This window comes from Nostoc sp. EspVER01 (assembly GCF_034530635.1).
GTDB lineage: Bacteria > Cyanobacteriota > Cyanobacteriia > Cyanobacteriales > Nostocaceae > Nostoc.
The window spans coordinates 12,492-24,847 of sequence record NZ_JAVRCS010000028.1 but is presented as its reverse complement, the minus strand read 5'-3'; the positions used below and the strand labels follow the sequence as shown (position 1 = coordinate 24,847).

At 42.4% G+C, this 12,356-nt stretch carries 13 protein-coding genes; 6 read left to right on the top strand and 7 right to left on the bottom strand.

The window, feature by feature from the left end:
* The first annotated feature begins 76 nt into the window (after positions 1 to 76).
* Positions 77 to 712 (top strand): hypothetical protein, encoded by a 636-nt coding sequence (locus tag RMX69_RS21315; protein ID WP_322638655.1) that lies wholly within the window; start codon positions 77 to 79, stop codon positions 710 to 712.
* Positions 713 to 757: 45 nt separating this feature from the next.
* On the opposite strand, the gene RMX69_RS21310 is transcribed toward RMX69_RS21315, so the two are convergent.
* From RMX69_RS21310 to RMX69_RS21295, 4 genes are all read right to left on the bottom strand, one after another.
* On the bottom strand, positions 758 to 1,960 hold the full coding sequence (locus RMX69_RS21310; protein ID WP_322638654.1) for an alpha/beta hydrolase: 1,203 nt from the start codon (positions 1,958 to 1,960) through the stop codon (positions 758 to 760).
* A gap of 261 nt (positions 1,961 to 2,221) precedes the next feature.
* Positions 2,222 to 2,869 carry a Uma2 family endonuclease gene (locus RMX69_RS21305; protein ID WP_322638676.1) on the bottom strand — a complete coding sequence of 216 codons (648 nt, stop codon included), beginning with the start codon at positions 2,867 to 2,869 and terminating at the stop codon, positions 2,222 to 2,224.
* Positions 2,870 to 3,188: 319 nt separating this feature from the next.
* On the bottom strand, positions 3,189 to 4,706 hold the full coding sequence (locus tag RMX69_RS21300; RefSeq protein ID WP_322638653.1) for a pitrilysin family protein: 1,518 nt from the start codon (positions 4,704 to 4,706) through the stop codon (positions 3,189 to 3,191).
* 35 nt (positions 4,707 to 4,741) lie between these two features.
* Positions 4,742 to 6,451 (bottom strand): pitrilysin family protein, encoded by a 1,710-nt coding sequence (locus RMX69_RS21295; protein ID WP_322638652.1) that lies wholly within the window; start codon positions 6,449 to 6,451, stop codon positions 4,742 to 4,744.
* 151 nt (positions 6,452 to 6,602) lie between these two features.
* Here RMX69_RS21295 and RMX69_RS21290 point away from each other — a divergent pair, with 151 nt between their 5' ends.
* The gene (locus RMX69_RS21290; RefSeq protein WP_289795895.1) at positions 6,603 to 7,220 is read left to right on the top strand and encodes a TetR/AcrR family transcriptional regulator; all 618 of its coding nucleotides are present in this window, start codon (positions 6,603 to 6,605) and stop codon (positions 7,218 to 7,220) included.
* Between the two features lie 66 nt (positions 7,221 to 7,286).
* Here RMX69_RS21290 and RMX69_RS21285 read toward each other — a convergent pair whose 3' ends face one another.
* Positions 7,287 to 7,727 (bottom strand): DUF4332 domain-containing protein, encoded by a 441-nt coding sequence (locus RMX69_RS21285; RefSeq protein ID WP_322638651.1) that lies wholly within the window; start codon positions 7,725 to 7,727, stop codon positions 7,287 to 7,289.
* A gap of 191 nt (positions 7,728 to 7,918) precedes the next feature.
* The gene (locus RMX69_RS21280; protein ID WP_289795897.1) at positions 7,919 to 8,662 is read right to left on the bottom strand and encodes a class I SAM-dependent methyltransferase; all 744 of its coding nucleotides are present in this window, start codon (positions 8,660 to 8,662) and stop codon (positions 7,919 to 7,921) included.
* 197 nt (positions 8,663 to 8,859) lie between these two features.
* Here RMX69_RS21280 and RMX69_RS21275 point away from each other — a divergent pair, with 197 nt between their 5' ends.
* Both RMX69_RS21275 and RMX69_RS21270 read left to right on the top strand, forming a co-directional pair.
* On the top strand, positions 8,860 to 9,078 hold the full coding sequence (locus RMX69_RS21275; RefSeq protein WP_289795898.1) for a DUF29 domain-containing protein: 219 nt from the start codon (positions 8,860 to 8,862) through the stop codon (positions 9,076 to 9,078).
* 157 nt (positions 9,079 to 9,235) lie between these two features.
* Entirely contained in the window at positions 9,236 to 9,478 is a 243-nt protein-coding gene (locus RMX69_RS21270) for a DUF29 domain-containing protein (protein WP_322638650.1), read from the top strand.
* Positions 9,479 to 9,480: 2 nt separating this feature from the next.
* Here the strand turns inward: RMX69_RS21270 and RMX69_RS21265 are convergent, their stop codons facing one another.
* Positions 9,481 to 10,287 carry a PhzF family phenazine biosynthesis protein gene (locus RMX69_RS21265; RefSeq protein ID WP_322638649.1) on the bottom strand — a complete coding sequence of 269 codons (807 nt, stop codon included), beginning with the start codon at positions 10,285 to 10,287 and terminating at the stop codon, positions 9,481 to 9,483.
* A 128-nt stretch (positions 10,288 to 10,415) separates the two neighbouring features.
* On the opposite strand from RMX69_RS21265, the gene RMX69_RS21260 reads away from it, so the two are divergent.
* Complete coding sequence (locus RMX69_RS21260; RefSeq protein ID WP_289795901.1) at positions 10,416 to 10,667, top strand: hypothetical protein; 252 nt, start codon at positions 10,416 to 10,418, stop codon at positions 10,665 to 10,667.
* A gap of 28 nt (positions 10,668 to 10,695) precedes the next feature.
* Complete coding sequence (locus tag RMX69_RS21255; RefSeq protein WP_322638648.1) at positions 10,696 to 12,078, top strand: aminopeptidase P family protein; 1,383 nt, start codon at positions 10,696 to 10,698, stop codon at positions 12,076 to 12,078.
* Positions 12,079 to 12,356 lie beyond the last annotated feature (278 nt).

The window sequence follows — 12,356 nt, the reverse complement described above, 5'->3', positions numbered from 1 at the left end:
AACTACAGGGTGATTGGAGACTTGAATTTAACATTTGTAATAATTAGGGGAATAACCCCTCAATTGCTATGAACTTATGACTCCAGATGAGATTGAAGTAGCTATGTTCGCAGCCTTTAATGATTGTGATGCAGCAAGCTGTCCTCTCACTGACACGCAGAAACAGATATTACTGCAAGTGGTTGAGCAAATTCAGGGAAATTCTACCTCTGGGAAGTCAAATATTGCTAATCCTTTAGACGAACTTACCTCAGAGGAGTTAGAAGCATTTTTACAATTTGTTAAGGATGAAGAACAACGCAACCGCACTTGGAAAGTGCAATTACTCAACGACTGGTTGCTGGAAAATGACTCTGGGACGGTACAATTTATTCGTCAACGCTATGGTTTACAGTGGTTGAATCGGGTTGAGTCATATCATTTTGACAAGTATTCTTATTTTGAGGATGCACTGAAGTTAAGAGTAGGCGATCGCATTGAAGTTTCCAATGCACTATGGGAATGGGTGCAAAAAGATGGGCCTTGTAAGCGGGAATGGTTTCCCTGTATGGTGATTAAGGTCGAGGAAATTAGCGATGTCTACGACGGGCGTAGATGCAGCGATGATTCCTCTACTAATTGCGTCGTCCGCTTCTTTAACGGCGCTGAATATGAAATTCAAGGTATGTATGAATGGAATCGCTACAATTGGCGCTGGCCTCAAAAGGAGTAAGGAGTGTTGAGTTTTTAATACTTGTGAATGAGTCTGCGAATCAAATCATTGCCTGAACAACGCCCAAGCCAAAAACCTCTCAGTATAATACAACGCTAATTGATTGCTCACACCGTTGAAAACAGCATCAAAAGCGTGTTCTGCCCAAGGAATTTCTAGAAAAACCGCAGTGTTGCCAGAGTCATGTAAACGTTCGTACATTTGTTTGCCAAATCGCGCTTGCACCAAATGGTCGCGACTGCCGTAAATTAATAAAGTTGGCGGTAAAGGGTGGGTTAGGTAATTTATCGGTGAAGCAATTTCATACTGATTAGGCAATTCTTCTAAAGAACCACCAAGAAATGCTTTTAAAACAGCGCGAGAATTTATAGGATCGGGATTTGGTGGTGTTTTATATCCTTCAGTTAAGTTAACAGGCCCGTAATAGTTCACCACAGCACGAATGGGTGGTGCATCGGGTTGATAAGCCGCTAGCATTGCTAAATGTGCCCCAGCAGAACGTCCTAAAAGTACCATACGTTCTGAATCGGCTTCATATTCAGCTGCATGTTTGCGAATAAAATTTAGGGCTGTACGCACATCATCTAACTGAGATGGAAACTGATATTGAGGTGCGTGTCGATAGTCGATCGCAAATACCGTATATCCATGATTAGCAATATATTGATTAAACTCAGAATTGGCATGAGTATTGCCATATTGCCAAGCTCCACCATAAATTACTACCACTGCTGGATATTTGCCTACTTTTGAAGGTTGGTAAACTTCCATTTTTAAAGGTACTCCCCCAGGAGAAGCAAAGAGAATATCTTTTTGATGACGCGTTTTCCCTAATGGAATACCCCAGAAGAAATTAACTAAGTCAAAGGGATGGGTTTGCATTTTAGCCCTTACTTGAACGGGAATTTGCTCTAGATAATTTGCTCCCAGCCCTTGTTTCATAGCTTTAGCCATCTGCATTTGAGTTGGTGGGATATTTACTAGCACCCATCCACAAATTAGCAATCCGATTAAACTGAAAATGCAAATTAAACGCTGTAATTTACGGCGACGGATATAGAATAAAGACAGCAATAAAAAGAGCAAATTTAATAATAATAACCAAGGACTGACTTCTGGCGCTCCTACTGCTAGTGTGAGTAAAAACATGTTTGGAGCAGGAAGAATAATCCAAGCACTAAGAAATAGACTTGCAAAACTGAGTAATAATGCAAGCGATGATAAAAATATTTTGGGTTTAACAAACATAGATTAAAATGCGGTAATCATAACTTAAAATAAGTACAATTTATCCGCTAATTCTAAGGTTGGCAATAGTTATACAGCAGAATTCAGTATTCAGGAGTCAGAATTCAGAATTCAGGGTATTTCAAGACGTGATAAATCTCGTCTCTACATCTGGGTTTTGGGTTATACAAATGTATTTATTTATGCTTTACGGTAGGCTAGATTATGTACTTCGCTAACTTGAAATCTGCTGCGTGTTGTGAATTATGGTGATAGTAGAAGTTATTGCTGTTGTATCTGTTTTTGTACCCAAAGACGAAAAGCTTTGAGCGTTGCATTTCTACCTGCTGTTGTACTTTGCTCCAGATATTGGGGAATTGCTTCAATTAGTGAGAATAGAGGAAAATTTAAGCTTTTTTGAGATTCTACATAATGTCCCTCTTGCAAAACATTAATTTTGAGTTTTCCTCGATCAAAACGCCAAAGTTCAGGCACTTTTAGAGCTTCATAAATATTAGGATGAGTGCGAGAAGTAATATCAATTTCTAGAGCTAAATCTGGAGGAGGATCTACTGTTAAATCTAGCCGCTTCTTGCCGCGAATCTTAGATTCATTTTTTATATAGAAACACTGATCGGGTTCTATACCTTGAGCCATTGCTTGGTTTTTGAAAGTGGTAGAACCAAGGCATCTAAACTCAATGTCTAATTCTTCCAAAAGAGCTTTGACTAAATCACCAATAATTTCTTTGTCATATTCATGTTCTGGCAGTGATGCCATAATCTCCAGTATTCCCCTATCATAAGCAATTCGTGCTGCTCGGTGTTCCCCTAAATCTTCTAGAATTGCTTCCAATTCCTGCCAGGTTACATCTCGCAGTAGCACTCTTTGTCCTGGTGGAACATGGATGCGCTTTAATTCCAACAACATCATCTCCACTCCCAGTAGTTGAAACCTAGATTTAGCTTACTCTAGTTGACTAATTCGCTGCGACAATTTTTGTTGCTTCATAGAAGTATGCTGGAGCGATCGCTGTTATAAAGATGAATAGAGTAAAGAAAAAACCTCTGGGAACTCCAGAGGTTTTGGTTCCTGATTTAGTTTCTACTTGTTACTCCAATTTGTCCTTAGTCATTTCCCGATAATGGAGAAAATTATTTGAACAACAAGATCCCCGACTTCTCTAAGAAGTCGGGGATCTGAGCCTTGCGATTTTATTTGGATATTGAGTGTCTACCCATCTACGCTATTAATTCTTTGCCTGTGGCTGAGAACCAGGAATCGTTACATCAATTGGTGTCACCTGTTTAGCTAACTGTGTCAATGGCGGTTGAATGGCCGTTTGATTCCCCACTACTAAAGTCACAATCTTTTCTGGCTTGAGATATTCTCGTGCTACCCGTTGGACATCGGCTGCTGTGGTGGCGGCGACGGCTTTTTGATAGCGAAAGAGAAAATCGGCAGGATAGCCGTAATATTCGTATCGCATCAACCGTGATAAGGTTTGGCTGGGATCTTGAAAGTTGAACACAAAGGAGTTGAGTGTAGACTCTTTGGCATAAGCCAGTTCTTTTGCAGTCACTCTTTGAGTTTGGGTGCGCTTGATTTCAGCTTGTAAGGCTTTGACAAACTGGACGGTAGCATCCGATCGCGTCTGTCCACCAGCGATAAATATGCCAGGATAATCGAAACGGGGACTCCACTGGCCATATACAGAGTAAGCTAAACCTTGACGCGATCGCAATTCATTAAATAAGCGTCCACCAAATCCATTTAACACTCCATTTAATACATCCAGCGCTGCATAATCTGGATTGTCGAAACGTCCGCCCAAATGCCCGATAAGTACACTACTTTGGGTTAATTGTGGCTGATTGACAAAAAAGACTCCACCTGTATTAGCTGGTAAAACCTTTGGTAATGTGGGTTTAGCAATACCTGGGTTACGCTGCCAATCGGCAAACTTAGCTTGAATGAGCGATCGCATTTTCTTAGCATCAAAATCACCCACAATCCCCAAAATCATATTATTGGGATGGAAATATTGCTGATAAAACTTGAGCAAATCTTCACGCTCAACTTTATCTACCGTTGCATACTCTGTAGTGCGAGCATAAGGGCTATCTTTCCCATAGATTAATTTTTTAAATTCCCGACTAGCAATCCCATCTGGATTGTCATTACGACGGGCAATGCCACCTTTGGCTTGTGTCTTAGCTAAGTCTAACTTTTCTTGAGCAAATACAGGCGATCGCAGTACCTCAGCAAACAGCCCAAACACTGTTTCTAAATCTTCACTGAGGGCGTCAAAGCTAGCACTACCAGAAGCTTCACCAATACCAACTTCCACAGATGCTGCCCGTTGTTCCAATATTTCGTTGAGTTCATCAGACGAATGGTTCTTAGTTCCTCCAGTTCGCATTACTGCGCCTGTAAAACCAGCCAACCCAACTTTTTCCATTGGTTCCAAGCGATTCCCTGTTCGTACAAACGCTGTACCATTCACCAACGGTAACTCGTGATCTTCCATTAAATAGACAACCAAGCCATTTTGCAGCACAAACCGCTCATACTTGGGTAACTTAATCTCAGGTAGCGGTGGTAGCTGCAATTCTGTGTAATGTTTCGCCTCAGCTGTCGCCGCCAGAGAAAAATTACAAGTTAAAAGTAAGCACGCAAAAACAGCAACCAAAGCATAAATCAGCCCTTTCCTATTTTGAATTTTCAACGCTATCTGCCTTTTACCCTTCAACTTGTACTTCTGCATATCTATTTTCCTGTGCGCCCTTTGCGGTTTGTTTTTCATGGTGATTTCGACAACAGCTTCCCAATCGTGCGATTTTTCGGCGTAAAAGTCTCTTTTGCCACTCGCACAATATCAGCCGTCGTCACCGCTGAAATGTCATCCAACTGCTTAAACAAATTGCGCCAAGAGCCAGTTTTCACCTCATATTCCAACAATTGTTGCGCCATACCCATATTGGAATCGAGAGTACGTAACAAACCTGCCCGTGCTTGGGTTTTCACTCGTTGCAAATCAGCCGCCGCTACAGGCTCAGTTTTTAATTTGTCAATTTCTTGACGTAAAGCCACCGCCAACTCATCAACTGTATGACCAGGAGCTGTGAGAGCATAGAAAAAGATCAGGTTTGGGTACTTATCTCCAGGAAATCCACTGTAACCTTGAGCATTTAGCGCCAAACGTTGCTTTTCTACCAAAGACTTATATAGCCGCGATGTGCGCCCATCACTTAATAAACTGCCAATGATTTCATAGACGGCATTATCTGGATGAGTAATCGCCGGACGGTGATAACCTTCTAAATACCAAGGTTGAGAAGGTAGCTGTAAAGTAACTTCCCGTGTTTGTTGTTGTGGTGGTTCCACCGGAATTTGTTCAACAGCTTTGGTTTTGGCTTGAAAGCGGCCAAAATAAGTTTGCGCCAGTTTTTTCACCTGAGTGGGATTGACATCTCCGACAATAGCAATGGTCAAATTACTTGGTACGTAGTGAGTATCAAAAAACTTTTGGACATCTTCTGGTGTCAGATTGCGGATATCTTCGTCATAACCAATCACCGGACGCCTGTAAGGATGAGCTTTGTAAGCAGCATCAATAAACTTTTCCACCATCTGTCCAATGGGTGAATTTTCCACCCGCATCCGTCGTTCTTCTAAAATTACATCTTTCTCTTTATAAAACTCACGACGAATTACCGGATCGAGAAATCGCTCCGACTCCAACGACATCCAAAGTTCTAGCTTATTGGCAGGAAAGCTGTACAAATAACGGGTAGCTTCAGTTGAAGTATTGGCATTTAAACCCACGCCTCCTGCTTGTTCGACAATTTGTCCCAATTCATTTTGCTTGACTAGCTTGCCGGCTTGCAATTCCACTTGTTTAAACTCAGTTTCTAACCGAGCAACCTCAGCTTTTTTGCCATCGGCTTTCGCTGTTTTAATTTGAGCATTCAACTGCTCTAAGGTATCTAGTAGCGGTTTTTCTTTTTTGTAGTCTTGTGTACCAATGCGGGTTGTGCCTTTAAACGCCAAATGTTCCAAAAAGTGAGCTACACCAGTTTTGCCATCTGGCTCATCTACACCACCCACATTCGCATAAGTCAGAAAAGAAACTACGGGCGCTTGATGTCGTTCCAAAACAATGAATTTCAAACCATTGTCGAGGCGAAACTCCGTTAACTGCTTAATAACTCGATCGAGATAAGGTTGGATTGAAGTTTGAACTGGCGGGGTTTGAGTTTTGGTTTCTTGAGGAGGAGGCGCTGTCTGAGTTTGAGCTAGAGCAACTTCTGGCAGCAATCCCCACGAGAAGATAATTAAAGTCAAGATAATGACAAATAACCGCCGCAATCTGACAGATACTCGATCTGACCAATCCAAAATCGTTTGACTGAGCGAAGTCGTACCCCTTCGGGGAAGCAAGCTACGCGTAGCGTTCCGCAGGAAAGTCCCCAATTTAAAATCTAAAATTGACCGACTGCTCTGGTTCATAAGCGAGAAGTAAGATAAAGTTACATTACCTAAATAACAGGATACTTAGCAAAAGAGCGTTAATCTTGTATTAAGCTTTCAGTGGCTCTTTGCACTTGACGTTAGACAATAATGCTACAAGTCTTGTTACGGATATCTAACCATAACTTTTATGCGAGTTTTTAATTCTTCCCCACCTTCAGAGGCTCAGACGCGCACCCGGATTTTAGAGGCAGCACAACGGTTGTTTGCTTCTAAGGGATTTGACGGTACTACCACCCGTGACTTAGCACAAGCGGCAGGTGTAGCTGAAGGTACTCTATTTCGTCATTTTCCGAATAAAAAAGCAATTTTGGTGGAAGTAGCCACGAGTGGCTGGGTAGAGATTTTGACAGATTTGCTCACAGAATTAAGTGAAATGGGCAGCTATAAAGCCGTCGCTCAGGTAATGCGCCGCCGGATGTGGAATTTCCAAAAAAATGCCGATTTGATGCGTGTTTGTTTTATGGAGGTGCAATTTCACCCCGATTTGCGCGATCGCATTCAATTAGAAGTCATTACCAAAATGACTGATGTGGGTGAAGCATTCTTTCAAACAGCGATGGATAAAGGCATTTATCGTCAAGGGGACGCGAAGCTAGTTGCGAAAGTTTTTTTAGGAATGTTTGCGATCGCAGGTTTTTCTAACAACACCCTCATCGAACCTGACGCCTCTCCCCAACAAATGCAGGAAATGGCGGAAGGACTCGCTGATATCTTTCTTAATGGTGTCTTGGTTAAAGAGTTATGAGTTATGAATTATGAATTATGAGTTTTAACTCCTAACTTTTAACTTCTAACTCCTCACTCCTAACTCCTAACTAATGATTGCTTTAGCTTGCTGACTCCACTGTTGTACTAGCTCAATTGCTGGACACAAATCTCGGCGCTGCATTGTTGCTACCTGCAAGCGCATAATTTGTTGGTGCAATCTGTGAGTGGGAGTTTGAGCTAACTGCACTACAGAACCAATACCTGCATGAAGCAATAAACCACAATATTGTGTCCCGACACTGGGAATACGTGCCAAGTCAGCTAAAGCCATCCATTTATTTACATACTGAAGATGAATCTGTAGTTTATTTGCTAACGCTAGTCTTGACTCTAGAGTTTTCCCTTGTTTAACTAAGGTTACTGTGCTAGTAATCCCACAATTTTGGAGTTGAGATTGTTCGTCGTGGCTCAGTCCAGGTAATTCCTCAATTGGCCAATCACGAGATTGGATAGTAGTTCTACTATCTTTGTATTTAGCAGACATTTTTGAAATAAAAATATAGGCTTGTTTAAATATTGTGACAGTTGTTTCTTCGCAAAAGTACGCTTTTGCGGTTTAGTGTTTGTATTGACGTGCAATTTTAACTCAATTTTCTGCAATATGATTGTTTGCCCTAACAAACATTAGATATCTTGCAAAACTCCCTAACAGCCTCTAACCAACTGCATTGACAGCTATTTTAGGCAGGTAATGCCGATCATATCGGGATAGTCAATGTAATCCTGCCAGAACTCGGAGCCAAATTTCTGTATGCCTTTGGGGGAGACTTTTGGATGATGCCAGCGGATCTCTTTAAAACCAGCACTCATCAAGGCCCATTCATAAGTCGCTTGGCTAAGGTAGTAGTTATCAATACTAATAGACTCACCGTCATCAGGAATGCTCAATGTTAAGGTTATGGGAGTACCTTCCTGGAGCGACTGGGCACATTTCCTATAAATGCCATATTTCTCATGTTTGTTATAAAATTCTGGAAGCAGTTCTAAATTATTATTCAAACTGACGAATCTACCACCAGGTTTCAGATGAATTGCTATGGACTGACACATTTTGAGTAGTTGCTCTTTAGTTGAAGCGCAATTCAGCAAGTAGGAGACTACCACAAGATCGAAGCTGCCAATAGAACCAATTTCCATGACATCACCGATGATATATTCAATATCAAGTGGAACAGAGGCTTCTTCAAGTCTTGCCAATTTGATCATTTCTGAGGAAATATCTACACCAACCAAACGTGCAGCGCCATTCTGTTTGAGCAATCGTGTGAAAAATCCTTCTCCACAAGCTAGATCGAGGATTGATTTCCCGGCAACATCTCCGATTAAATTTAAGTATGTATATGCCTCACCATACAAGCGATAAGGCAATTTGTTAAGTTTTTGAAACTGGAGAGCGATGTTATCAAACACGGTTGCCATTTTTTCAACTCACTTACAAGTTTTTTATTAAAGGATATCTGAAAAGTTAAATTCTACGCCTGCTACCTCAACATCAACAGCTCAAGATAAGCGCGTTACGGCTTGTATGGCTAAAAAGATGCGATCGTTTTGTTGAGGTTAAAATGGGCGTACAGTATCTCCAATTTAGCTAGTATACGGTAGATTGCAAAAAGCTCATGACCCAGATTCCGAAAAGTGCGGCCCAGTTGTATGAAACAGACTTTGCAGCATGGACAGAAAAAACTGTACAACTCATTCGTGCTGGACAATTTAGAGAAGTAGACTGGAATGCTGTGATTGAGGAAATTGAAAGCTTGGGACGGTCAGAACGACGAGAATTGAAAAGCCGCTTGGAAGTATTATTACAGCATTTGCTCAAGTGGCAATATCAATAGACCTCTTGCAAAAATATGTTTTTGCACTCTTAGGGAAAAGGGTAAAGGTTAAAGGGAAAGGATTTTGAGTTTTTTTACCCTTTTCCCCCGCCCCTTATCCCCAGAGGGGGCCCCACCTTCCCCTTTACCCCGACTTTTGCAAGAAGTCTAATCTAGTTTGCGGAGTGGCTCTTGGCGAAATACGATTGATGAGCAGCGCTACAAAATTGCAGATTTACTGCAAGAGATTCCCAGCCTCAAGTCTTATCCAGAAGAAGTTTTAGCCCAGTGCTATCATCGGGGATTGAAAGCTGCTAGTAATGAAACTGAACTACCAATAAATACGTTTCCAGTGGAATGTCCTTATTCCATTGCCCAAGTTCTTGATAGTGAGTTTTTGCCAGATACTATTGATTTGTAATATTAGGTTGATGCGGTAAATAACTCACCTCGCAGCACAGTTACCGCTTGTCCAGCGAGAAAGACGCGATCGCCTCCGTCATAATACACCTTCACCACGCCACCGCGACTAGATGCTTGATAAGCCAAAAACTCATTTTTATGCAAGCGATCGCGCCAGAACCAAGCGAGACAGCAATGAGCCGCTCCTGTAACTGGGTCTTCATTAATCCCTAATCCCGGTGCAAAGAAGCGAGAGACGAAATCATATTCAGAATCAGAGTCAGTGAGGCTGGTGACAATGACATCAGAAATCGGTAAGGTTTTGAGCAGTTGAAAATTGGGCTGTATTTGCCGCACCAATTCTTCAGATTCCAATTCCACTAGATAACCTAGTGAATTCTGCAAGACAGATTTGCAGGGTACACCCAAAGCTTGCTTGAGTTCTGGAGGGACGACTGTTGCTTGTGAGTGATTTATAGGAAAATCTAACTCAATCCACTCACCTTGCAGCTTCGCAGTCAGCACTCCACTTTTGGTATAAAAACGTGCAACTTTATCAGGTGACAAATGTCCCTCTGACCAAAGTACATGGGCACTAGCTAAAGTTGCATGACCACAAAGCGGCACTTCCACTGTGGGCGTAAACCAACGCAGATTAAAGCCATCATCCTGTCTGACTAGAAAAGCTGTTTCAGATAAATTCATCTCCTGCGCTACGTTTTGCATCCAGCACTCATCTTGGGGAGTAGGCAAAACACAGACAGCAGCAGGATTACCTGCAAAAGGTGTATTGGTAAAAGCATCAACCTGAGTAATGATTTGTCCCATTAGAGTCACCTTGAAAGTTAGACAGCAATATATTGTTGATCTGTAGGGGCACAGCGTGCTTGTTTAATCAGAACCACTATATACAGTACCTTAGAAATTAGGAATACAATCTCCAAAAACTAGAGTCAATGTTAAAGCAAACCGAAAACGTGAGGATAAAAATCTTTAGAAGCATCTTTGCTGCTGTCAACTTAGCGCTAATTTCTGGAGGATTAGTTAGTTGTGTTATTGAAGCCCCGCAGCCACCTGCACCAACTGAGCAACAAAAACCAGTCGTACAACCTAACCAAAACGACAGAGATGACGACAAAGATGACGACGACAAAGATGGCGATCGCAAAAATGATAAAAAAGATGACGATAAAGACGATAACGACTAAATAAAGGTAAAACTATCACCTTACATTTATGCTTATCCCACAAACTTCTACTTCTCTCGGCGAGACTTTACGCCACCGACGGCAACAACTAGCCAAGCTGATTGATTTTCCGGCAATTCTGTGGTCAGGTAGCAATAATTCGCGCAACTTTCCGGCAAATTCCTTTCCATTTCGTGCTAACAGTCATTTCCTTTATTTCGCCGGACTGCCATTACCAAAGGCGGCAATTCGTCTAGAAGCGGGCAAACTAGAACTATTCATCGACGATCCGTCACCCAGCAGCGCCCTTTGGCATGGAGAAATGCCAACGCGCGAAGAAATAGCCGAGAAGATTGGGGCGGATGTGGCAGGGCCAATGGCAGAATTAGAGTCTTGCCTAGAAGATGCCGCGACACTTGCCGTCCAAGATGCGGCTACTTGGACGCAGCAATCGCAGCTATTAAATAGATGGGTTTTACCACAAAGTCCTCCCCAAGGAATTGACTTGGAGTTAGCAAAGGCGATCGTTTCACTCCGTCTTACCCACGATGATGCGGCATTAAGCGAGTTGCGAAAAGCTGCGGCTGTCACTGTCAAAGCTCACAAAGCGGGGATGGCAGCAACACCCCAAGCCAAACTAGAAGCAGAAGTTCGGGCCGCGATGGAAGGGGTGATTATTGCCCACAATATGACTACCTCTTACAACAGTATTGTCACTGTTCACGGTGAAGTTTTGCATAACGAGCATTATCACCATAGTTTGCAACCAGGTGATTTACTGCTTGCCGATGTTGGCGCTGAAACTGAGACTGGTTGGGCTGGTGATGTGACTCGCACTTGGCCAGTTTCGGGCAAGTTTTCATCTACCCAAAGAGATATTTATAATGTGGTTTTGGCAGCCCATGATGCTTGCATTGCCAAAATCCAGCCTGGTGTAGAGTATGGGGATATTCACCTGCAAGCGGCTACAGCGATCGCTGAAGGTTTAGTAGAGTTAGGCATTTTACAAGGAAATCCCCAAGATTTAGTAGAAATCGATGCCCACGCGCTGTTTTTTCCTCATGGTATCGGTCATCTACTGGGTTTAGATGTGCATGATATGGAAGATTTGGGCGATTTAGCTGGGTATGAAGAAGGACGTGAAAGGAGCGATCGCTTTGGCTTAAGCTATCTCCGTTTAAATCGTCCCCTGCGTCCAGGAATGTTAGTCACAATTGAACCTGGTTTTTATCAAGTACCAGCAATTTTAAATGATGCTAATGTTCGTTCCAAATATCAGAATGTGGTGAATTGGCAGCGTTTATCTGAATTCGCCGATGTCCGTGGTATCCGCATTGAAGATGATGTTTTAGTTACTACAGACGGCAGCGAAGTTTTAACAGCTGCATTACCAAATGATGCTGATACTGTAGAAAATTTAGTTAATGGCTGAGTTCATATTGACAGGCATCCATAAAGGATGCCTAATTACTGGATTGTCACGCCCACCCATATCCCGCCCAGAACTGAAGTTCAGGGCTGATAGCGAAACTCCACTGAAAGTGGACTAAATAATTAATTCAGTCCACTTTCAGTGGACTTGGGCTATGAGACTCGGAATTCATTCCGAGGCGGAATCAAAACACAGTGCGAGATTCATTAATAAAGAATGATATAGACTTGTGTGTACACCGTAGCCCGAAGAGCGGGGAGGGGTAGGGGGTGGGGTGT

What these genes read in the sequence shown, in the direction of transcription:
- RMX69_RS21315 (WP_322638655.1), top strand. Translation starts at nt 77, where the DNA reads ATGACTCCAGATGAGATTGAAGTAGCTATGTTCGCAGCCTTTAATGAT.
- RMX69_RS21310 (WP_322638654.1), bottom strand. Translation starts at nt 1,960, where the DNA reads ATGTTTGTTAAACCCAAAATATTTTTATCATCGCTTGCATTATTACTC.
- RMX69_RS21305 (WP_322638676.1), bottom strand. Translation starts at nt 2,869, where the DNA reads ATGTTGTTGGAATTAAAGCGCATCCATGTTCCACCAGGACAAAGAGTG.
- RMX69_RS21300 (WP_322638653.1), bottom strand. Translation starts at nt 4,706, where the DNA reads ATGCAGAAGTACAAGTTGAAGGGTAAAAGGCAGATAGCGTTGAAAATT.
- RMX69_RS21295 (WP_322638652.1), bottom strand. Translation starts at nt 6,451, where the DNA reads ATGAACCAGAGCAGTCGGTCAATTTTAGATTTTAAATTGGGGACTTTC.
- RMX69_RS21290 (WP_289795895.1), top strand. Translation starts at nt 6,603, where the DNA reads ATGCGAGTTTTTAATTCTTCCCCACCTTCAGAGGCTCAGACGCGCACC.
- RMX69_RS21285 (WP_322638651.1), bottom strand. Translation starts at nt 7,727, where the DNA reads ATGTCTGCTAAATACAAAGATAGTAGAACTACTATCCAATCTCGTGAT.
- RMX69_RS21280 (WP_289795897.1), bottom strand. Translation starts at nt 8,662, where the DNA reads ATGGCAACCGTGTTTGATAACATCGCTCTCCAGTTTCAAAAACTTAAC.
- RMX69_RS21275 (WP_289795898.1), top strand. Translation starts at nt 8,860, where the DNA reads ATGACCCAGATTCCGAAAAGTGCGGCCCAGTTGTATGAAACAGACTTT.
- RMX69_RS21265 (WP_322638649.1), bottom strand. Translation starts at nt 10,287, where the DNA reads ATGGGACAAATCATTACTCAGGTTGATGCTTTTACCAATACACCTTTT.
- RMX69_RS21260 (WP_289795901.1), top strand. Translation starts at nt 10,416, where the DNA reads ATGTTAAAGCAAACCGAAAACGTGAGGATAAAAATCTTTAGAAGCATC.
- RMX69_RS21255 (WP_322638648.1), top strand. Translation starts at nt 10,696, where the DNA reads ATGCTTATCCCACAAACTTCTACTTCTCTCGGCGAGACTTTACGCCAC.